The sequence below is a fragment of the Bacteroides sp. genome (genome assembly GCF_028690125.1).
In the GTDB taxonomy this organism is placed as follows: domain Bacteria; phylum Bacteroidota; class Bacteroidia; order Bacteroidales; family Bacteroidaceae; genus Bacteroides.
This window is the reverse complement of record NZ_JAQVBV010000017.1, coordinates 80,274-103,245: the sequence shown is the minus strand read 5'-3', so window position 1 is coordinate 103,245 and position 22,972 is coordinate 80,274. Positions and strand designations below refer to the sequence as shown.

The 22,972-nt window shown below is 40.9% G+C and carries 17 protein-coding genes and 2 pseudogenes; 7 read left to right on the top strand and 12 right to left on the bottom strand.

Translation table 11 applies throughout. From position 1 onward, the window contains the following. Positions 1 to 18 precede the first annotated feature (18 nt). Entirely contained in the window at positions 19 to 1,209 is a 1,191-nt protein-coding gene (gene icd / locus PHO71_RS12655; protein WP_300203767.1) for an NADP-dependent isocitrate dehydrogenase, read from the bottom strand. Between the two features lie 4 nt (positions 1,210 to 1,213). Beyond that, positions 1,214 to 3,457, bottom strand: coding sequence for an aconitate hydratase (locus PHO71_RS12650; protein ID WP_300203765.1), 2,244 nt, complete (start codon positions 3,455 to 3,457; stop codon positions 1,214 to 1,216). A 53-nt stretch (positions 3,458 to 3,510) separates the two neighbouring features. On the opposite strand from PHO71_RS12650, the gene PHO71_RS12645 reads away from it, so the two are divergent. Next, positions 3,511 to 5,466, top strand: coding sequence for an AAA domain-containing protein (locus PHO71_RS12645; RefSeq protein ID WP_300203763.1), 1,956 nt, complete (start codon positions 3,511 to 3,513; stop codon positions 5,464 to 5,466). A gap of 216 nt (positions 5,467 to 5,682) precedes the next feature. Here the strand turns inward: PHO71_RS12645 and ilvC are convergent, their stop codons facing one another. The 6 genes from ilvC to ilvD form a co-directional block, all read right to left on the bottom strand. Then, positions 5,683 to 6,726, bottom strand: coding sequence for a ketol-acid reductoisomerase (ilvC, locus tag PHO71_RS12640; RefSeq protein ID WP_300203779.1), 1,044 nt, complete (start codon positions 6,724 to 6,726; stop codon positions 5,683 to 5,685). An 84-nt stretch (positions 6,727 to 6,810) separates the two neighbouring features. Further along, on the bottom strand, positions 6,811 to 7,398 hold the full coding sequence (locus tag PHO71_RS12635; RefSeq protein ID WP_300203761.1) for a porin family protein: 588 nt from the start codon (positions 7,396 to 7,398) through the stop codon (positions 6,811 to 6,813). Positions 7,399 to 7,412: 14 nt separating this feature from the next. Next, positions 7,413 to 8,156 (bottom strand): acyl-ACP thioesterase domain-containing protein, encoded by a 744-nt coding sequence (locus PHO71_RS12630; protein ID WP_300203759.1) that lies wholly within the window; start codon positions 8,154 to 8,156, stop codon positions 7,413 to 7,415. After that, the gene (gene ilvN / locus PHO71_RS12625; RefSeq protein ID WP_300203757.1) at positions 8,156 to 8,716 is read right to left on the bottom strand and encodes an acetolactate synthase small subunit; all 561 of its coding nucleotides are present in this window, start codon (positions 8,714 to 8,716) and stop codon (positions 8,156 to 8,158) included. The genes PHO71_RS12630 and ilvN overlap by 1 nt, the downstream gene beginning before the upstream one ends. Positions 8,717 to 8,748: 32 nt before the next feature. After that, positions 8,749 to 10,446 carry a biosynthetic-type acetolactate synthase large subunit gene (gene ilvB, locus PHO71_RS12620; protein ID WP_300203755.1) on the bottom strand — a complete coding sequence of 566 codons (1,698 nt, stop codon included), beginning with the start codon at positions 10,444 to 10,446 and terminating at the stop codon, positions 8,749 to 8,751. 67 nt (positions 10,447 to 10,513) lie between these two features. Then, the gene (gene ilvD / locus PHO71_RS12615; protein ID WP_300203753.1) at positions 10,514 to 12,316 is read right to left on the bottom strand and encodes a dihydroxy-acid dehydratase; all 1,803 of its coding nucleotides are present in this window, start codon (positions 12,314 to 12,316) and stop codon (positions 10,514 to 10,516) included. A gap of 471 nt (positions 12,317 to 12,787) precedes the next feature. Here ilvD and PHO71_RS12610 point away from each other — a divergent pair, with 471 nt between their 5' ends. Then, positions 12,788 to 13,378, top strand: coding sequence for an FKBP-type peptidyl-prolyl cis-trans isomerase (locus PHO71_RS12610; protein ID WP_300203751.1), 591 nt, complete (start codon positions 12,788 to 12,790; stop codon positions 13,376 to 13,378). Between the two features lie 91 nt (positions 13,379 to 13,469). On the opposite strand, the gene PHO71_RS12605 is transcribed toward PHO71_RS12610, so the two are convergent. Beyond that, a complete protein-coding gene (locus tag PHO71_RS12605) occupies positions 13,470 to 14,756 on the bottom strand; it encodes a serine dehydratase subunit alpha family protein (RefSeq protein WP_300203749.1) in 1,287 nt (428 codons plus the stop codon). A 134-nt stretch (positions 14,757 to 14,890) separates the two neighbouring features. Here PHO71_RS12605 and PHO71_RS12600 point away from each other — a divergent pair, with 134 nt between their 5' ends. Both PHO71_RS12600 and PHO71_RS12595 read left to right on the top strand, forming a co-directional pair. Continuing rightward, positions 14,891 to 15,976, top strand: a complete 1,086-nt coding sequence (locus tag PHO71_RS12600; RefSeq protein ID WP_300203747.1) for a PCMD domain-containing protein — start codon at positions 14,891 to 14,893, stop codon at positions 15,974 to 15,976. A gap of 35 nt (positions 15,977 to 16,011) precedes the next feature. Continuing rightward, positions 16,012 to 16,797, top strand: coding sequence for a porin family protein (locus tag PHO71_RS12595; protein WP_300203745.1), 786 nt, complete (start codon positions 16,012 to 16,014; stop codon positions 16,795 to 16,797). Between the two features lie 168 nt (positions 16,798 to 16,965). Here PHO71_RS12595 and PHO71_RS26210 read toward each other — a convergent pair. Then, a pseudogene (locus PHO71_RS26210) lies at positions 16,966 to 17,688 on the bottom strand (PCMD domain-containing protein); the annotation flags it as partial. Positions 17,689 to 17,709: 21 nt separating this feature from the next. Beyond that, a pseudogene (locus PHO71_RS26205) lies at positions 17,710 to 18,246 on the bottom strand (calycin-like domain-containing protein); the annotation flags it as partial. Positions 18,247 to 18,407: 161 nt separating this feature from the next. Here PHO71_RS26205 and aroC point away from each other — a divergent pair. Continuing rightward, positions 18,408 to 19,484: a chorismate synthase gene (gene aroC / locus PHO71_RS12585; RefSeq protein ID WP_300203741.1), complete on the top strand. Its 1,077-nt coding sequence runs from the start codon at positions 18,408 to 18,410 to the stop codon at positions 19,482 to 19,484. Beyond that, entirely contained in the window at positions 19,484 to 20,845 is a 1,362-nt protein-coding gene (locus PHO71_RS12580) for a dipeptidase (protein WP_300203740.1), read from the top strand. Before aroC ends, PHO71_RS12580 begins: the two co-directional genes overlap by 1 nt. Before the next feature lie 207 nt (positions 20,846 to 21,052). Here PHO71_RS12580 and PHO71_RS12575 read toward each other — a convergent pair whose 3' ends face one another. Then, the gene (locus tag PHO71_RS12575; protein WP_300203738.1) at positions 21,053 to 22,111 is read right to left on the bottom strand and encodes a linear amide C-N hydrolase; all 1,059 of its coding nucleotides are present in this window, start codon (positions 22,109 to 22,111) and stop codon (positions 21,053 to 21,055) included. Positions 22,112 to 22,401: 290 nt separating this feature from the next. Here PHO71_RS12575 and PHO71_RS12570 point away from each other — a divergent pair, with 290 nt between their 5' ends. Continuing rightward, positions 22,402 to 22,953, top strand: a complete 552-nt coding sequence (locus PHO71_RS12570) for an SUMF1/EgtB/PvdO family nonheme iron enzyme (protein WP_300203736.1) — start codon at positions 22,402 to 22,404, stop codon at positions 22,951 to 22,953. The last annotated feature ends 19 nt before the right edge of the window (positions 22,954 to 22,972 follow it).

Sequence of the window (22,972 nt, the reverse complement as noted above, 5' to 3'; positions counted from 1 at the left end):
GTTTTAGATCGTTATTTCTTATTTTTCAATTCTCGCCACTATTTCACGTGTAAAAGCTGAGGTCGGAAGAGAAGTTCCTCCCGGCATAAAACGAGCCAAGTCGTGAGTAGCACGTGCCTCCAAAAAACTTTGTTCCAAAGACTTCTCGATCAGTTTCGCCGCTTCTCTCCAACCAAAATATTCAAGCATCATAACGGCTGAAAGTATGATGGAGCATGGATTCACTACATCCTTACCGGCAATATTAGGAGCGGTTCCATGAGTAGCTTCAAAGATGGCATGACCTGTGCCGTAATTGATATTTGCTCCCGGTGCAATACCGATACCTCCTACCATAGCAGCCAGTTGGTCGGAGACATAATCTCCATTCAAATTCAAGGTTGCTATTACCGAGTATTCTTCAGGAATCAACAGTGTATTTTGTAAAAACGCATCAGCAATACAGTCTTTTATCACCAGACGTCCGTCTGCCAGAGCATCGGCAAATTCACGTTCTGCCAATTCGTATCCCCATTTCTTAAATCCTCCTTCGGTGAACTTCATAATATTTCCTTTGTGCACCAATGTAACGGAAGGCAAATGATGGTCGAGTGCATACTGACAAGCTGCACGTACCAAACGCTCCGTTCCCTCTTTCGAAACGGGTTTCACTCCAAACGAAGAAGTTTCCGGGAAACGTACCTTTGTCACTCCCATTTCATTCTTCAGAAACTGATAGAACTTTTTAGCTTCCGGCGTACCGGCTTCCCATTCAATTCCTGCATAGATGTCTTCCGTATTCTCACGGAACACACACATATTTACTTTTTCAGGGGCTTTCACGGGAGATTGTACACCCTGATACCAGCGAACCGGACGAAGACATACATACAAATCCAAAGTTTGACGCAAAGCTACATTCAGTGAACGGATTCCTCCACCGACGGGAGTAGTCAGGGGACCTTTAATACCTACCAAATATTCATTAAAAGCTTCCATTGTTTCATCCGGCAACCATGAACCGGTAGCATTGAATGCACGTTCTCCGGCCAAAACCTCTTTCCATTCAATGCGACGTTTACCTTTATAGGCTTTATGCACTGCCACATCCACAATGGCTTGCATAGACGGAGTAATTTCCGCTCCTACTCCATCTCCTGTTATAAAAGGTACGGTAGGCATATCGGGTACCAACAGCGTACCATTCTCCTGCATTGTTATTTTGCTCATCTTTTTATCTTGCATTTAAAGCAGAGCCGGCACGGAACCAGGCAATCTGCTGTTCATTATAAGTATGTTGTACTTCAAAACTTTCTTTTGTTCCGTCTTCATGGTGAAGAACGACTGTCAGATTACGTCCCGGCGCAAAATTTACCAGCCCCGTTATAGAAAGAAGGTCATGTTCCTGTATCTTCTCATAATCAGCTTTATCTATAAAGGTAATAGCAAGCATTCCCTGTTTTTTCAGATTTGTTTCATGAATGCGGGCAAAACTCTTGGCGAGAATGACACGGACATTTAAGAAACGAGGTTCCATAGCAGCATGTTCACGACTAGAGCCTTCTCCATAATTTTCTTCGGCTACAACAATGGAAGGAATACCTTCGGACTTATACATCTTAGCCGTACCGGAGACGGTTCCGTAAGTATTGGTTGAACGATTCCATATCTTGTTCGTTTCACCATTAAACGCATTGACTGCTCCCATCAACATATTATCGGAGATATTCTCCAAATGTCCGCGGAAACGAAGCCATGGTCCTGCCATAGAGATATGGTCAGTGGTACATTTTCCTTGAGTTTTAATCAACAGTGGCATATTAAGTAAATCGTTTCCATCCCACGCAGAGAAAGGAGCCAGTAATTGTAAACGCTGTGATTTCGGATCTACCGTAATTTCTACATTTGTTCCGGCAGGGGCTATATATCCTTGATTACCCTTAGCAAATCCTTTAGGCGGAAGTTCCTTTCCTACCGGTTCAGATAGTTTCACTTTTTCTCCATCATGATTGACCAATCTGTCTTTCAGTGGATTGAAACAAAGGTCTCCGGCGATAGTCAATGCCATAGTCAGTTCGGGAGAAGCTACGAAAGCATAAGTATTGGGATTGCCATCCGCACGTTTAGCAAAGTTACGGTTGAATGAAGTTACAATCGAGTTCTTACGAGTAGGATCATCGGTATGGCGTTTCCATTGTCCGATACAAGGTCCGCAGGCATTTGCCATAATCGTAGCACCTATCTTTTCGAAAACTTCCATCATTCCATCCCGTTCAGCCGTTGCACGAATCTGTTCCGATCCGGGATTAACAATCAAAGGCGCAGCTACACTCAGATTCTTTTCGGCAACTTGTTCTGCCAGAGAAGCGGCACGGCTCAGATCCTGATAAGAAGAATTGGTACAAGATCCAATCAGCCCCACTTCCATCTTACGAGGATAACCATTCAATAATACCTTCTCTGCAAACTCGGAAATAGGAGTTGCAGCATCCGGAGTAAAAGGTCCGTTTATATAAGGTTCCAATTCTGTCAGATTTATTTCGATCACCCGATCATAGTATTTCTCCGGATCGTTAATTACTTCTTCATCCGCACGCAAGTCATCAGCAACGTATTCAGCCATTTCAACGATACGTTTTCTCCCGGTAGCTTCCAAATAACTCACCATTCGTTCGTCATAGGGGAAAAGTGAAGTAGTAGCTCCCACTTCAGCTCCCATATTGCAAATGGTTGCTTTACCCGTGGCCGAAAGTGAAGCCGTTCCCCGACCAAAATATTCGATAATCGCATTCGTAGCTCCCTTAACAGTCAGAATACCCGCTAGTTTCAGGATAATATCTTTCGGAGAAGTCCAACCGTTCAGTTCACCAGTTAGTTTTACACCAATCAGTTTGGGCATTTTCAATTCCCACTCCATACCGGTCATTACATCCACAGCGTCAGCACCTCCGACACCAATAGCTACCATGCTCAAACCTCCTGCATTAGGTGTATGCGAATCCGTTCCCACCATCATTCCGCCGGGGAAAGCATAATTTTCGAGCACTACTTGATGGATGATTCCCGCACCCGGTTTCCAGAAGCCAATGCCATAACGCGAAGAAACATCCCGCAAAAAATCATATACTTCAGCATTTGTCTTGGTGGCAGTGGCTATATCCTCCTTAGCCCCTTTATATGCCTGTATCAAGTGATCACAATGAACTGTAGAAGGTACAGCAACCCGTTCCTTTCCCGCATTCATAAATTGAAGTAAAGCCATCTGTGCAGTAGCATCCTGCATAGCCACGCGGTCGGGACGAAAATTTACATAATCCACTCCACGCTCATAATTTTTTAAACCACTCTCATGATACAAATGAACATATAAAATTTTCTCAGCTAATGTCAAAGGGCGTTTCAATACAGCCCGTATATGTTCTATCTTCCATTTATAGGCAGAGTAGAAAGCCTCTAACATATTCAAATCATACACCATATGCTTTTATTTTTTTAAGTCCAACTATAAAAATAACGAACGAAGCTCCTTGATTGTTTAACAAATTGAAATATATTATCGCTTCCGGCAGAAGATTTGTTACCTTTGCATCTATAATGAATGATAATTCGAAAAGTCCAATTTTGGACCTTCAGCAACAACAACTCCTCCTACGAATGGAGTACGAATATGAGAAGGAGGAGTTTAAGCGGCAAACCGAAACAATGGGTGTCGCCCGCAAAGTGAAACGTGGCCTTTGCTGGTATCCTGCTGCTCTTGGCCGAAGTTACTACAATTCTCTGAATCAACTTGTAATAGATATTACACGAACCGAAAATAAAGAAATAGAACACTCTTTCGAGTTTGGTCGTTCCGTCTGCTTTTTCCGCCAGTCATTCGATGGAAAGGTGAAATATATGAATTTCATTGCAACCGTCAGTTATGCGGATGAAGAACGAATGGTCGTTGTACTTCCGGGAGCCGGTGCGTTGCTCGAACTTCAAACGGATGATGTTCTGGGTGTTCAACTTTACTTTGACGAAACATCGTATCGATGTATGTTCGAAGCGTTAGAAGACGTACTCCGTGCAAAAGGTAACCGACTCGCCGAACTACGCGATATATTATTAGGTACTTCCAAAACCGGATTTCGTGAACTCTATCCCGTTCGCTTTCCTTGGCTCAACAGCACACAGGAGTCAGCAGTCAATAAAGTACTATGCACACGTGACGTTTCCATCGTGCATGGTCCTCCGGGAACTGGAAAAACAACAACACTTGTTGAAGCAATCTACGAAACGCTACATCGCGAACCGCAAGTGTTGGTTTGTGCCCAAAGCAATACTGCCGTAGACTGGATCAGCGAGAAGTTAGTGGATCGCGGTGTGCCCGTACTCCGTATCGGTAATCCTACCCGAGTAAATGACAAGATGTTATCGTTCACTTACGAACGCCGTTTTGAAAATCATCCCGCTTATCCGGAACTTTGGGGAATCCGAAAATCGATCCGGGAAATGGGTAACCGGATGCGACGGGGAAGTTATTCCGAACGGGAAGGTATTCGCAACCATATGAACCGCCTTCGTGACCGTGCTACCGAACTGGAGATTCAAATCAATGCTGATCTTTTTGATAGTTCACGTGTAATAGCCTCTACTTTGGTCAGTAGCAATCATCGACTACTTAATGGACGACGTTTTCCTACTTTGTTTATTGACGAGGCTGCCCAAGCAATAGAAGCTGCTTGCTGGATTGCCATCCGCAAAGCCGACCGGGTTATTCTTGCCGGAGATCATTGCCAGCTTCCTCCCACAATCAAGTGTATCGAAGCTGCCCGTGGAGGACTCGCCCATACATTAATGGAGAAAGTAGTAGCACAGAAACCTTCTGCCGTCTCTTTACTTAAAGTACAGTACCGAATGCACCAAGACATCATGCGTTTCCCCTCCGAATGGTTTTATCATGGCGAACTGGAAGCTGCTCCCGAAGTACGCCATAGGGGAATACTCGACTATAATACTCCGATGAGTTGGATCGACACATCGGAAATGGACTTCCATGAGGAATTTGTCGGAGAAAGTTTCGGAAGAATCAATAAACAAGAAGCTAACCTGCTACTGCAAGAGCTAGAAGCATACATCAACCGAATAGGCAAACAACGGATTTTAGACGAACGGATAGACTTTGGACTCATCTCTCCTTATAAAGCTCAAGTTCAATATCTGCGAGGTAAAATTAAAGGAAGTAGTTTCCTCCGTCCTTTCCGTAGCCTCATCACGGTCAATACAGTGGATGGTTTTCAAGGACAAGAACGGGATGTGGTTTTTATCAGCCTGGTACGTGCTAACGATGATGGGCAAATAGGATTTCTAAATGACTTACGACGTATGAATGTAGCCATCACACGAGCACGAATGAAATTAGTCATTTTAGGTGATGCTGCCACACTAACCAAACATCCTTTCTACAAAAAGCTAATGGAATATATTAATCCAGCTTCTTTTCAATAGTATTATAAAGATAGGATTGCATCAAGTTCTTATAGAGTATAAAAACACTTTATCTCTTTTGAGAAATATCTCGAATCTTATCCTTATCACAGTAGAAATATTCAGTAAATACTCTATTTTTTAATGAGATATTTACTAAATATCCCAAAAGTAAAGGGTGTCCTGCAAATTTACAGAACACCCTTTATTTTATAATATCTTATAACCTATACCAGATTAATTGTTTTCCGGACGAAGCTTACGAACAGTAACAGCAGTCTGCCACATTTCGCTTTCACGCAATTGACGAAGTTCTTCGTTCAGTTTTTCACGATAGTCTGGTTGTGAATTGCTATCAATAGAAATCTGTGCTTCATTACCAGTCTTCACACTGTGATACAGTTTTTCAACTACCGGTTTGATAGCATCGTGGAACGGGCCCATCCAGTCGAGAGCACCACGTTGAGCAGTAGTAGAGCAATTAGCATACATCCAGTCCATACCGTTCTTTGCAAACAATGGCATCAATGACTGAGTCAGCTCTTCTACGGTTTCGTTGAATGCTTCAGAAGGAGTATGACCATTTTCACGCAATACTTCGTATTGTGCCAACAGCAATCCTTGGATAGCTCCCATCAAAGAGCCACGCTCACCTGTCAAGTCGGAAGTAGCTTCACGAACGAACGTAGTTTCGAACAGATATCCTGAACCGATGCCAATACCTATTGCAATCGTTTTATCCATAGCTTTACCAGTAGCATCCTGATAAATAGCGTAAGAAGAGTTCAATCCACGACCTTCAAGGAACATTGTACGCAATGAAGTACCAGAACCCTTAGGAGCAACCATGAATACGTCAATATCTTTAGGAGGAACTACACCTGTGCGATCACTCCAGGTAATAGCAAAACCATGAGAGAAATAAAGTGCTTTGCCCGGAGTCAGGTAAGGTTTAATAGTTGGCCATACAGACATAACAGCTGCATCAGACAACAGACACATGATAATTGTACCTTTATCACAAGCTTCTTCAATGCTGAACAAAGTTTCACCCGGAACCCATCCGTCTGCAACTGCCTTTTCGTATGTTTTTCCCGGACGCTGACCAACAATTACGTTGAAACCATTGTCACGCAAGTTCAATGCCTGACCAGGACCTTGTACACCATAACCGATTACAGCAATTGTTTCATTTTTCAATACCTCACGAGCTTTTTCCAAAGGAAATTCGTCACGGATTACTACAGTTTCTGTAACACCGCCAAAATTCAACTGTGCCATTTTCTTTTTCATTTTTTAAGCTCCTTTTCATCCTCTACAAGGAGATGAATAAGAGCGAGTTATTAATAATTATAATCTTTCTTTCTAAAATCCCACTGTCCAACCTACATTAAATTGGAAGATGTTATTACACTTCTTTCCGGAAGGAGACCATTCTTCAGGATACTTCTTCCAGGCATCAATCAGTCCAAAGTTGTAACTTGCCGAAAGTTGTAAGCCAAAATCCCATTGATAACCGGCACCAACTCCTACAGAGAAGTCAAACTTACGAACCTTATCAATATCGGATAAGTAATCTTCATCCCTCCCATCATCCCGGACTACATTAAAACCAAATTGAGGACCTGCAAATAAAAACAATCCTTTATAAACATATCCTTTCGCATAAATCGGTATACTAAAATAATCCAACTTAGTTGTATATGAAATATAATCCGTACTAAATTTATTGCCTAACATCAGATAATAAATTCCGGTTTCTATCCCTACCCTTTCATTCCAGATAAGCCCTGCACCCAATCCAAAGTTAAATCCGGGACGCATACTACTTTTATCTTTGTCATTGTTCGTTATATTAGATAAACCTAACCCTACCTTAGGCAATAAGTAAAAGTCCTGAGCACCTACTCGAACTGTTATTAAAAGGAGCAATATAAAACAGTACTTCTTCATATCTATTTTTTTTTTTATTCAAAAACGACTTTCGAACGACAAACGACTTCATTACCATTCTTTCTCACTTCTACATGAAACTCATTTTCATTCGCTTCATCACAAAAGAAAGTGAGAGTATCCCCATAATAACTTTCCGCCACATACGCCATTTCAAAACGACGGATACGCTTGGTCTTATACAATTCAATCGGAAACAAGTCAAGAATGTGTTCGATATAACGGATACTGTTTACATGACCGTTAATATCAATATCACTGTATCTGGCAATTATTGTAGCCAATGGTTCAGTCGTAGTCACTTTGATACGTGATGGTTTCTCTATCGGACATGGCTCATCACATACATAGTCTTCAATACTTCCGCCATGCAATGCCAACAAATCAGCCGGCTTACGGGTGTTCAGATTAATCATAGCCCATACAGAACGAGCATAACCGATTTTCTTTCCGTCCTTATTGATGACAGCGAAATTACGATCCGTGAACAGACGATAGACATTCTCTACCCATGTCTGAACAGTAAATTCTTCGTATTGATACGGCATCTCGTCCAACTCGATAGCCAAACGTGAAAGTACCCATGTATAATTATCCTCATTCAATGTGGCAATTCCAAATCCGCGATCACTGGCATGGAAACCTGCACAATTAAGCAAGTGGTTTCCTAATACACCCATTGTCAGACGTCCATTAAAATCAACATGGAAAGGTTCTGCTACAAACTGATAAGTACCTATTTTGGTTTCTGCGTTCATTATTCCTGTCCTTTCTTACTCTTATTATATTTTGCTTCTTGTCCATCCAAAAACTCATTGACCCGTTCGAAGCAACTTGTGGTAATAGCCACACGGCCGGAACGGACAAACTGCAACACACAATTCAAAGCACGTAATTCATCATATAGGGAAGTTATATCTTCACTCATACCATTCTTCTCCACAATAGAGAAAACGGGATTTACTTCCACAATACGCGCATTGTACCTTCTAATAAGTTTCGATGCTTCCGTATTTTCCTGAAAAGCAGGAGTCGAAACTTTATACAAAGCTATTTCATGAAAATAAATTTCATCATCGGTAAAGTAATGAGCCTGAATAACATCAATCTTCTTTTCAATCTGCTTCACTACTTTCTCAATAGTGTCTTTATCGGTCCAAGACGTAATTGTGTATTTATGTACCCCTTTTATTGAAGAGGCAGAAACGTTCAGACTCTCGATATTTATCTGCCGGCGCGTAAAAACAGCTGTCACCTGATTCAGTAACCCGGCAATATTTTCGGAATGAACTATAATCGTATATAATGTTTTATCCATAACTTCTTAAATTAAGAATTATTCCTTTTTATTCAGCACTCCAATAACATCTGGTTTACCGAACCACCCGGAGGGGTCATCGGCAGAACATTGCCTTCTTCCACCACGCACGCCTCAAGCAAGAAAGGACCTTCAGTTGCCAGCATTTCGTCAATAGCAGCCTTCAATTCTTCACGATTAAAAATTCGCTTGGAGGGGATATCATAAGCAGATGCAATTTTCATGTAATCAGGGTTTAACATCGGTGTAAATGAGTAGCGACGGTTAAAAAACATTGCTTGCCATTGACGTACATTCCCAAGATAATTATTGTTCAAACAGATCATTTTAACCGGAGCTTTCTGCTCCATTATAGTACCCAGTTCCTGAATATTCATCTGAAGTCCTCCGTCTCCCATAAATACACATACAGTGCGGTCGGGTGCTCCGAATGTAGCTCCGATAGCTGCGGGAAGCCCAAATCCCATGGTCCCAAGTCCACCGGAAGTCACAATACTCCGCTCTTTCGTATATTTAAAATAACGGGCAGATATCATCTGATTCTGACCTACGTCAGTTACCAAAACGGCCTTATGCTGAGTGGCATTACTAACAGCACGTACCACTTCTCCCATACTCAATGATTCTGAAGAGGGATAAAGTTCAAGACGAATCACCTTCTCTTCTTCTACTTGCTCATATTCTTTAAAGCTATCAACCCATTCAGTATGCTGTTTCTTCTTTAAAAGCTGAGTAACGGCTGCCAATGTTTCTTTGCAATCGCCAAGCACAGCAACTTCTACTTTTACATTCTTATTTACCTCTGCCGGATCAATATCGAAATGAATAACTTTCGCCTGTTTAGCATATGTATCAAGCTTTCCTGTCACACGGTCATCAAAACGCATACCGACAGCAATCAATACATCACATTTATTGGTATTGACATTCGGACCCAGATTTCCATGCATACCCAGCATACCTTTGTTCAACGGATGATCGGTAGGCAAAGCAGAAAGTCCAAGCAATGTACATCCCGCAGGCATATCTGCCTTTTCAATAAAAGTACGCAGTTCCTGCTGGGCATTCCCCAATTCGACACCTTGTCCTACTAATACAAGCGGACGTTCTGCATTATTTATAAGTTCTGCGGCTACTTTTACAGATTCCTCATCAGTCTCGGGAACGGGAACATAGCTACGAATAAAATCGGCCTTTGTCGGTTCATATTTCGTTTTTTCAACCTGTGCATTTTTTGCAAAGTCCAATACTACGGGACCCGGACGACCGCTACGTGCAATGTAAAAAGCACGTGCTACCGCCCAAGCTACGTCTTCCGCACGACGAATCTGATAGCTCCATTTAGCGATAGGTTGTGTAATTCCGACTAAATCTACTTCCTGAAAAGCATCAGTACCTAAGAAACCTGTACCTACTTGTCCAGCTATTACAACAATAGGCGTACTATCAATCATTGCATCTGCAATACCGGTTATAGTATTAGTAGCACCGGGGCCACTAGTCACCAAGCAAACACCCACTTTTCCCGATACCCGTGCGAACCCTTGTGCTGCATGCGCAGCTCCCTGCTCATGACGAACTAATATATGATTTAAGTTCTTTTGATGATCGTACAAAGCATCGAATACCGGCATTATGGAACCTCCCGGATAACCGAAGATAGTATCTACTCCCTGATATTCCAAGGAACGCATCAACGCCTCCGCACCTGTTATTAAGTCTTTACTCATAATAATATAATGTAGTAGCATACCAGCCAATAGCTAATTGGCAAATGCACTTATTTTTTAATTATTCTCAATCAATTAATCTCACCGCTCCTTTATCGGCAGAGCTTACCATGCTGGCATACGCTTTCAGACTCTTCGGCACATAGCGATCACGAGTGACAGGAGTCATCGGGCGGGCAGCCAGTTCTTCATCGGTCAGTCGCACGTTAATCGTCCGGGCGGGAATGTCGATTTCAATAATATCTCCATCCACAATTTTTCCAATATTGCCACCCGCTGCTGCCTCAGGAGAAATATGACCGATACTCAATCCGGAAGTTCCACCGCTGAAACGTCCGTCAGTAATCAAGGCACATTCTTTTCCTAAATGACGGGATTTGATATAAGAGGTTGGGTAAAGCATTTCCTGCATACCGGGACCACCCTTCGGACCTTCGTGCGTGATGACGACGACGTCACCGCTGACGACTCGCCCACTTAGGATACCTTCACAAGCAGCATCCTGCGAGTCAAAGACTTTAGCAGGTCCGATAAATTTCCAGATGCTTTCGTCCACACCTGCCGTTTTTACTACACAACCGTCCTGAGCTATGTTTCCTTTCAGCACAGCCAATCCTCCATCTTTACTATAAGCATGTTCCACATCATGGATACAACCATTAGCACGATCTTTATCCAATTCCTTATAATAAGTATCCTGCGAACCCAAAACCAAATTAAATTTATTTCCGGCTGCACTTGAGTATTTCTTAATTGCTTTTTCGCTTACATTCGGACTCATGATGGAGTATTCATCAATTGCTTCTGCCAACGACATTCCATCCACACGGCGGACTGAAGTATCAACCAAACCTCCTTTTGCCAGTTCGTCCATAATGGCAATGATACCACCGGCACGATTGACATCCTGAATATGATATTTCTGAGTATTCGGAGCGACCTTACACAAACAGGGAGTTTTACGGGATAACATATCAATATCATCCATATTAAAATTCACCCCGGCTTCATGAGCTATCGCCAATAAATGAAGAACCGTATTAGTGGAACCTCCCATTGCAATATCCAGTGTCATTGCATTCAGGAAAGCCTGATGAGTAGCGATGCTACGTGGAAGTATGCTTTCATCTCCCTCTTCATAATATTTCATTGCATTCTCCACAATCAGCTTTGCAGCATCTTTGAAAAGTTTGGCACGGTTTTCATGAGTAGCTACAATCGTTCCATTTCCGGGGAGTGCCAATCCGATAGCCTCATTCAGGCAGTTCATGGAATTAGCAGTAAACATTCCGGAACAACTTCCACACGTCGGACAGGCATTTTGTTCTATCTTTGCTACTTCCTCGTCGCTTACACTATCGTCAGCCGACTTAATCATTGCATCAATCAAGTCCAAATGCTTACCATTCCATTCACCGGCTTCCATCGGGCCACCTGAAACAAATACAGTAGGGATATTCAGCCGCATAGCCGCCATCAGCATTCCCGGAGTAATTTTATCACAATTGCTGATACATACCATTGCATCCGCTTTGTGAGCATTGACCATGTATTCAACACTATCGGCAATAATATCTCGTGAAGGAAGCGAATAAAGCATACCGTCATGTCCCATAGCGATGCCATCATCAATGGCTATTGTATTGAATTCCGCAGCAAAGCATCCCAGCTTTTCAATTTCAGCTTTCACAAACTGACCAATCTCATGCAAGTGCACGTGTCCCGGAACAAACTGTGTGAATGAATTGACGATAGCTATAATAGGCTTGCCCATTTGGTTCTTCTTCATGCCATTGGCTGCCCATAATGCACGGGCTCCTGCCATGCGACGCCCCTGTGTACTAAACGAACTGCGTAATTGCTTTTTCATTTCAATATTTCTTTTAATTAAAAAGCCTTCCTCACAATAGTGAGAAAGGCTCCAAATTTTATCTTTTATGGTACGAATACATACATAAAACCTTTCTCACGCTCTTGATGGGACCACCACGACGCGAATAATATGCAAGACTGCTAGGTTAATAGATGTATGTAACATATTCATATCTTCTTCTATATTTTTGTGATGCAAAGGTAAGGGCTTTTTTCTTATCTCCAAACAAATCGAAGAAAAAAAACGCAAAAAAACGAATAATCGTAAGAAAAGAGAGGGTATAAATCTTATTTTATCACTTAAAGGTTGAATTTACAACTATTATCCACAAAGCTACATCAGTGTTCGTTTTTAACATTTCGCTTAATAATCTGAAATTTGCTATCTTTGCACCGAGTTCAACCAAATAAATATATATCTTTGTTCTTCCGGAATGCCGGAATTTATTAATCAGAAATAAAAAATTAAATGGAAACAGCAGAAAACAAGTACATTACCGTTGCATACAAACTATATACAATGGAAGACGGAGAAAAAGAATTGTTCGAAGAAGCAAAAGCTGAACACCCTTTTCAGTTCATCTCTGGATTAGGCGCAACACTCGAAGATTTTGAAACTCAGGTCGCTGCTCTCTCTAAGGGTGACAAATTCGATTTTACCATTCCTGCTGAAAAAGCTTATGGTGAATATGACGAACAGCACGTTATCGATCTTCCTAAAAATATCTTCGAAATAGATGGTAAATTCGACAGCGAACGTGTGCAAGAAGGAAGTATCGTTCCTTTGATGACTGCAGAAGGAGGACGTGTAAATGCCAGCGTAGTAGAAATCAAACCGGATATAGTGGTTGTAGACCTTAACCACCCTCTTGCAGGTGCTGCATTGATCTTCGAAGGTGAAGTTATCGAAAGCCGCCCTGCTACAAATGATGAAATTCAGGAATTGGTAAAAATGATGAGTGGCGAAGGTGGCGGTTGCGGATGCGACAGTTGCGGCGGCGGTTGTGGTGATCATGAATGTGGTGACGACTGCGGTTGCGAAGGCGGACATTGTCACTGATAAATAAAGAGCTAAAAATGAAAAATGAAGAATTGCTTTGCAGACATTACATAGCTAATTCTTCATTTTTTATTTTTAGCTCTTTATTATTTTAGCATCCTTTGTGGGTCATGATATCAAGTACCATTTTATCTGTTTCATTCATGGCTTGTGAACCAATCCGGGTTAGGTTACGGATACTTTGATCTACATCTTCGTCAATAATTCCCTCAACAGAAGTTACATAGCGGTTTTCCATTGCCATCATAGCAGATAATACCGCAGTTGATACCCCAGTGGTTACTTTTAGAGCACAACTTGGTTTTGCTCCATCACAAATCATACCTGTCAGATTAGCGATCATATTTTGAACAGCAAAAGCTACTTGGTTATAATCACCTCCCATCAACCAAGTGATTCCACAACTGGACCCCGTTGCGGCTACGACACAACCACATAAAGCAGACAGGCGTCCAAGACTTTGCTTGATGTAAATAACGGTAAGATGGCTTAATACCAAAGCACGAATTAATTCTTCTTCTGATTTTTCATTTTCTTCGGCAAAGACAACCACGGGCAAAGTAGCGGCTATTCCTTGGTTACCACTGCCGGAGTTACTCATAACGGGAATCATTGCGCCAGCCATTCGAGCGTCACAAGCTCCGGAAGTATAGGAAAGAATATGAGAGAAAATACTGTCTCCCATCACTTTATATTCGTAAGTTCCACGCAACATTCTGCCTAAAGAATGTCCGTAGTTACCTTTAAATGACTGCTCGGCAGCAGCTTTATTCAAACGGGCAGTATCAAGAATAAAATTGATTTCATCCAAAGGGGCTGTCAAAGCAAAATCATATACTTTACGCAAATTCAATTCAAGTATTTCTTCTTCATCCTCTTCATTGGTCGCTTGCAGTTTATCAAGCAGAATATTTTCGTCTGTTGCTATGTAAATAAAGGTAGTATGTCCTCCGGAAATCACAGCCTTCGCCATTTTATCTGCCGTTTTACAAATAACTTCGATATATAGTTTCTCACTAATACCCTCTTTCAAAGAAATACAAATACGTTTTTCCCCGATAAACTGTTTTCCCTGCTCTACTGCTTCCGGTGTACAATCTTTTAAAACTTCCAATTGATAGTCTGATTTTCCGATTAACACACCCAAAGCAATAGCTATCGGAAGTCCTACCATGTCCGTCCCCGGGATACCGACCCCCATTGCATTCTTCAATATATTGGCACTTAACAAAACTTCGATTTTTTCAGGTTTTCCCCCTAAAGTTTCGGCAGCTTTGGCAACACAAAGAGCCACCGCGATAGGTTCAGTACATCCAATGGCCGGAACAACTTCTCTTTTTATTAAACCGATGATTTGTTTTCTTTCTGATTCAATCATAAACGACATAGATTTAGTTCCCACAAAAATAGGAAAATCTTTCCTACCGACCATTCTAATTTGAACAAATAAAATATCATATTGTTATAAATTTCTTGAATACATAACATAAACAAGTAAATTTGATAAAGAAAATGAAAGCAAAACACGTAATTATCTATACGTTATCAATAATCCTCTCTACTGCCTGTATCCGCGATGAAGCACCCAACGCAGAAGCTGATATAGTAAGCTGTAGTTTGCCTGGAGTAATCATGACAACAAATCCTATTATAAATAATAATTCCGTAACCCTTTTTGTTGCTCCGGGTACTGACCTCACCACTCTTGCACCGGAATTCACTCTTACGCCGGGTGCAAAGATTGCCCCTGTGGGAGGAACTGAACGGGATTTCCATTCGCCACAAACATACACAGTCACCGCAGCCGATGGCTTCTGGAAGAAACTTTATTCTGTATCTGTTGTAGATACGGAATTAGCAACCAACTATAATTTTGAGGATACGCTTGGCGGACAGAAATATTACATATTTGTAGAACGGGAAGGAGGAAAAGTCGTAATGCAATGGGCAAGTGGAAATGCCGGATATGCTTTGACCGGAGTACCCAAAACAGCCGACAATTACCCAACTTTCCAGATAACAGGAGGCACAGATGGAAAATGTTTATCACTCGTTACCCGCAGCACCGGATTTTTCGGGCAAATGGTAGGAATGCCTATTGCAGCAGGTAATTTGTTTATTGGTTCTTTTGATGTAAACAATGCCATGAGTAATCCTTTGAAAGCAACTAAATTCGGTCTTCCTTTCCGGCACGTTCCTACTTATCTGGCTGGTTATTATAAGTATAAAGCCGGAAGCCAATTTACAGAAGGCGGTAAACCGGTAAACGGCAAACGCGATATATGTGACATATATGCCATTATGTATGAGACTAGTGAAACAGTTTCTACCCTTGACGGAACTAATGCCTTCACAAGTCCAAATCTGGTATCAATGGCACGTATAAACGATGCTAAAGAAACTGATGAATGGACTTATTTCAAACTTCCGTTCACTCCCCTTCCCGGAAAGTTCATTGACAAAGAAAAACTTCAGGAAGGAAAATACAATATATCCATTGTTTTCTCTTCCAGCCTTGAAGGAGATCATTTTAATGGAGCAATCGGCAGCAACTTACAAATCGACCAAGCCGAGCTGATTTATCATTCAGAGAACTAATCTTTAATGAAGTACTCATCCTATTTATAATAATCATGAAAATCTATCCTTATATAATATGCCTGTTAATCAGCCTTGGAGTTACCCTTCCTTCTTATTCCCAAGTCGATAGAAATGAAACTCTGATCCGTTCTGCCTTAAGTGGACTGGAATATGAAATTAAAGCCGGTTTCAGTATTGGTGGCACAGCGCCACTCCCACTTCCGGCAGAAATCCGCTCTGTCGATAGTTATAATCCCACTCTTGCTATCAGCATTGGAGGAGAAGTCACCAAATGGTTTGCTCTTCAGAATAAATTCGGAATCATTACAGGGCTGCGACTCGAAAACAAAGCAATGACTACAAAAGCCACTGTAAAAAATTACAGCATGGAGATTTTGGGACAGGGAGGCGAAAGAATAAGTGGTGTATGGACAGGCGGAGTAAAAACCAAAGTACATACTTCGGGTCTGACAATTCCCCTGATGGCTACTTATAAAATAAATAGCCGATGGAATATAAAAGGAGGACCTTATTTTTCCTATATACTCTCAAGAGAGTTTTCCGGAAATGTTTATGAAGGGTATCTTCGCGAAGGAAATCCCACAGGGGATAAAGTGGAATTTACTGATGGGAAAATTGCTACATATGACTTCTCGGACAATTTAAGACACTTTCAATGGGGATTACAGTTTGGTGCCGGGTGGAAAGCATTCAAACATCTAAATATCTATGCAGATTTCACATGGGGATTAAATGATATCTTTAAAAACGATTTCCATACAATTACATTTGCTATGTATCCTATCTATTTGAACATCGGATTCGGATATGCTTTCTAAATTTCTTTTCTGACTTTCTTTCAATTGGTGTCACTTAATTGGCGCGTTTGTGCCAATTAAGTGACATAGTGATGCCAATGGAACGGACAATCGTGCCAATAAGATGGCACAAATAAAATAATTATAGGTTTATATTTTGCTTACTAAAAGATTCAAGTAACGTTATAGTTACTCTGCTGATATCAACTCAAAATCATCTACTATCAATACACTGCCGGGAGCCCCACAAAACTTATCCCCCTCTTTACTGGACGAGCAAATGATGGCAAAACGATATTTCTGATTGGCATCATAAGGCTTCTTATAGTTTAAAGTAATATCAAAGAATGTCCAATTTGCTTGTGCACCTCCTTCAAGAGACGCAGTAGCTACTACTCTATTCGAAGTATAAATATCCGCTCCCGTCAGACAGTCGGAATAATCAGCTTTATATTCATCGGTAATATACAATACTGCTTTAATGGAAAATGCGTCTGTTTGAGTAGCATCTACCGTAGCTATATCGCAAGTTTCTATGGATTGGCAAACATAATAATTTTCACCCGGAGCATATTTATAATATCCTTTCAATGAAAGCGGTTTCTTACTAAATTCAATACCGAACTTAGTACTTTCAAGTGTATTCGGGAAACTGGTCTTAAAAGCTCCCAGAAACAAGGAGCCGGTAGTTACTTTGGGTATCTTGGCAAAACCTGCATCGGCTCCTTTAGAATCCAGTGTTTCAATTTTCGCTGCAGATTTTCCCCAATGCGCATCATTCGTTTGAGTTACTACATATCTATCCACATAATGCATTCCTTTCAGAAAGTGAGCACCCGTATTACTGGAACTCCATCCGGTCGGTTCATAAAAAGTCATGTCCGGCTCTTGTCCTTCCACACCGGGAACCCAAGTTTCAAAGTTATAATAAGTGCCCGCATCAGTAACTAGTTTCACTCCATCAAAAGACACTTTCACAGTTTGGCTCAATGCCGGTACTTTTACAAGAATATCCATATCAATATCTCCGCCTTCCACATCACCATCCACAGTAGTGGCACAAGTACCCAGCATAGCACCTGCTCCCTGAAAAGTCAAGTTTTGCTGACCGGTAAAGTTATATGAAGTTCCATCTTTCTTCACGACACACTTATCCACAACAATATCACCAAGTTTCAATATAGTTCCATTTATAAACAATTCGAATTCTTTCAATTCCATTTTCACTTCAGTATCACTAACCTGAGAGATTGTGATATTCTTCATCAGTCCGTCGGCTATAACCATTTCCTGATCCGAACCATCCGGCGTCATGGTAATATCCATATTTCCACGATAAGTTCCTACGACAGCCGGAGCTGTTATCGTTGGTGGCTCTTCTTTCTTTCCGTTATCATCATCACTACTGCAAGCAACAAAAAGACTAGCAGTACATACCAATGCACATAAATACAATAGATTCTTTTTCATACATTTTGGGTTTAGTTACTAAAAAATAGTTATCACTTATAAACTAAAAAGAGAAGAAAAGGTTCAAAACGCCTCTATTTCGGAAGATATTTCGAATTCACAACCTTCTTATCAAAAACTTTGTTATATTTGCATAGAGTAATTTTTAAAAAGCCACAACTATGTTTAATTCATTTGGCAACATTTTTCGACTCACAAGTTTTGGTGAGTCTCATGGGAAAGGAGTAGGAGGAGTTATCGACGGATTTCCTTCAGGAATTCCAATCGATGAAGAATTCGTACAACAAGAGCTAAACCGACGTCGTCCGGGACAATCAATTCTTACCACACCGCGGAAAGAAGCGGATAAAGTTGAATTCCTTTCCGGTATTTTCGAAGGAAAGTCTACCGGATGTCCCATTGGTTTCATCGTATGGAATGAAAACCAACATTCCAATGATTACAATAATCTGAAAAACGTATATCGTCCCTCACACGCGGATTATACATATAATGTAAAATATGGTATCCGCGACCACCGTGGTGGCGGACGCTCTTCTGCACGCGAAACTATTTCCCGAGTCGTAGCCGGTGCATTGGCAAAGTTGGCGCTTCGTCAGTTAGGTATCGACATCACCGCTTATACATCACAAGTGGGTGCTATCAAATTGGAAGGTAACTACTCGGACTATGATCTTGATTTGATTGAAACAAACGATGTGCGTTGCCCTGACCCGGAGAAAGCTAAAGAAATGGCAGACCTTATATATAAAGTGAAAGGCGAAGGTGATACAATCGGTGGTACAATCACTTGTGTTATCAAAGAATGTCCCATCGGATTAGGACAACCGGTATTCGGCAAACTGCACGCTGCATTAGGTAACGCAATGCTTACTATCAATGCGGCTAAAGCCTTCGAATATGGTGAAGGATTTAAAGGATTAAAGATGAGAGGCTCCGAGCAGAACGATGTTTTCTTCAATAACAACGGACGGATTGAAACACATACCAATCACTCCGGAGGTATACAGGGAGGTATTAGTAACGGACAAGATATTTATTTCCGTGTGGTATTCAAGCCAATTGCAACTTTGCTCATGGAACAGGAAACTGTTAATATCGACGGTATTGACACTACCTTGAAAGCTCGCGGACGCCATGATGCTTGTGTATTGCCACGTGCCGTACCTATCGTGGAAGCAATGGCTGCCATGACTATACTCGATTACTATTTATTAGATAAAACAACGCAATTATAATGACCGAAATTCAGAAATATATTGCTGCAAACGAGCCGAAAATGATGAAGGACTTATTCAGTCTCATCCGTATACCAAGTATTAGTGCTTTGCCGGAACATCGTGACGATATGGTTGCTTGTGCTGAACGATGGGCGCAACTTCTTTTGGAAGCCGGAGCCGACGAAGCACTTGTAATGCCTTCGAAAGGAAATCCAATTGTTTTCGGTCAGAAAATTGTAGACCCAAATGCTAAGACCGTATTGGTATATGCTCATTATGATGTAATGCCTGCTGAGCCTCTCGAACTCTGGAAAAGCCAGCCTTTTGAACCCGAAATTCGGGATGGATACATTTGGGCACGTGGAGCAGATGATGATAAAGGACAGTCTTTTATTCAGGTAAAAGCTTTTGAATACTTGGTTAAGAATGAATTATTAAAGAATAATGTAAAGTTCATTTTCGAAGGGGAAGAAGAAATCGGATCTCCTAGTTTGGAAGCTTTCTGTGAAGAACATAAAGAATTGCTGAAAGCGGACATTATTCTGGTATCGGATACCAGTATGCTGGGGGCAGAACTTCCGTCACTCACTACAGGACTTCGTGGTTTAGCTTATTGGGAAATAGAAGTCACAGGTCCGAATCGCGACTTACACTCCGGTCATTTTGGAGGTGCAGTTGCTAATCCAATCAATGTACTTTGTAAAATGATCAGCCAAGTAACGGATGAGAATGGAAAAATTACAATTCCCGGCTTTTATGACAATGTAGAAGAAGTGCCTCAAGCGGAAAGAGAAATGATCGCGCATATTCCTTTTGACGAGCAAAAATACAAAGGGGCAATCGGAGTAAAAGCACTTTTCGGAGAAAAAGGATACAGTACACTGGAACGTAATAGTTGCCGACCCTCATTTGATGTTTGTGGCATCTGGGGCGGATATACGGGAGAAGGCTCTAAAACGGTCCTTCCTTCAAAAGCATTTGCTAAAGTATCCTGCCGATTAGTTCCTCATCAGGATCATCATAAGATTTCTCAGTTATTTGCTGATTATATCCTCAGTATTGCTCCTGACACTGTACAAGTAAAGGTAACTCCGATGCATGGAGGACAAGGATATGTTTGTCCGATTTCGCTCCCTGCTTATCAGGCAGCAGAGAAAGGATTTGAGATAGCATTTGGTAAAAAACCATTAGCTGTACGACGTGGTGGAAGTATTCCTATCATTTCAACATTTGAACAGGTATTGGGAATCAAAACCATATTGATGGGCTTTGGGCTTGAATCGGATGCAATCCATTCGCCTAATGAGAACTTCTCATTGGATATTTTTAGAAAGGGAATAGAAGCAGTAGTCTATTTCTATTTAGAATATCCCAAATAACAGCTATTTAATAGAGTTTCAAGACATTTGATAAAATTGGATTTATATACTTGATAAATGAGAGTTATGTGAAAACTCTATTTCAAAGTTATAGATGTCCAATTCCTTGATTCTATAAGAATCGTCGAAATGAAAACGGTGGGCAGACTTGCATCATTGCAGTCCACCCACCGTTTCATTTTATAATAACCATCATCCTATCAACATTTACATCTCCGGAGTTTGAAAGAGAAAAGTAAACGGATTACTATCTTTCAAATCTCTGACAGCATCTCCTGCATAAATTTCTCCATGAGTCAATGCCAACTTCTTCACACTTGTTCCTGTGCTAAAATCTATTTTCTTTAAATCCAGCCAAAACAGATTTGGAGTTAAAGTAGACTCAAAATAATATACTTTATTCTTCTGATCAGAAACAGTTCGCCAGCGGGTAGAAGATATATACGGTTTATCAGGAGTATTAATGCCGAACGGAACAGATACATTACGCATGACACTCAATACACTGGGAACGGCTACTTTCTCATCCGAAGTCTGCGGAATTGCATGAATATAGAAAGAAGCACGAACAAAACGGTCACTCGAACGATTTGTCCCCGGAAGCATTTGTATTCCTCCGATTTCTTTCCAATAATTATTAATAGCCAGCTGATCTTCGTATCGAGGAGAGTTTGTCATTACTTGATATTCTTTTCCTTCATGAATATTCAATTTTCCATCGATATATTCCAGAATTGCCGTATTACCGGTTGCATCTGTAATAGCCAGATGCAAAGTAGATTCCGGTCCGTTATTGGGCATACGGGGAGCATCGATCCGAAAGGTTTCCTTTTTCAATTCATCTACTGCTTCACTCACTGTAGCAAAGTTATCAAGCACATATTGAGTCCAGATACTAATCCCCATTGCCGGACGAGTGTCTCCGGGAAGTGAATAAACTGATTCCGGTAGAAAAAGAAGGCTTGCTACCAGTCCCTTTTCATTCATTCCATCACAAGTACCTATATCATACCCGGTTGCTATTACACTTCCATATTTAGAGGTCCAATTCACAGTTTCTCCTTCATTATGTCCTGCACGCTTCATTCCACGTGGGAATACGTAAATATTTGACATAATATCCTCTTTCCAATCCATAGTACGACCTGTTATCACCATCTGTTCAGGACCAATATAGACAGCCCGGGTACAAGCTTCTATAGTCTGTATACTAGATAAAGAGACAGCAGCCAATAACAAAGCAATACCTATTAATTTCTTTTTCATATTCTTTTTCATTTAAAATATTGATATTCCTATGCTATAAGAACAATCATTCAATGATTAATATCGAAGAGTTAGAATAATTTTAAGGAAAAAAAGGGAGTTCACCCTCAAAGGGAATAAAAATCAAAAAGAAGTATATTAAACTAATTTAAGGATAAGCTTTGTAGTTATACTTATTCTCGCCCGTCTAAAAATATAATATAAGGTACATCACTCTCATGAAAAGGAAAAATATTATACTAATTATAACAATATTTGTCTTATTCCTGAAAACAGCATTATTATCAGGCATGGCACAAGAATGTCCTGTATGGGAACGTTATTACGATAGATGCCAACGCGACAGAAGTATTATTGACACCCTTCCTTCTTTATTAGAAAAGAACCTAAATTGGTCGCCTGCAGTGAATAAAGAACAGAAGGAGGTGATTCGTTATATATTATGGAATATGGTTTATGTAGAAGGAGGTACCATGTTTATGGGAGAAAATAATTCTTTATCTGTAACAGTCAATTCTTTTTTCATCAACCGTTACGAAGTAAGCCAAGATGAATGGTATGTTATCATGGGAAAGAATCCATCAAATCTCCATAGACGTGGTTATCCGGTAGATCAGATATGTTGGCTTGACACTGAACTATTCACAAAAAAACTTTCAAAACTAAGCAGACTGCCCTTACAGTTACCTTTTGAGGCAGAGTGGGAATATGCTGCGCGTGAAGGAAGTTACTACACTTACGATAAGTATTGCAAAGTCACCCACCGATATGGTGTCAATCCACATCGGTGGGATATTGATTACGGGTTACGATTAGTAATATCGCTGCCAAACAATCAGTAACTCTGATTTAAAATGATTA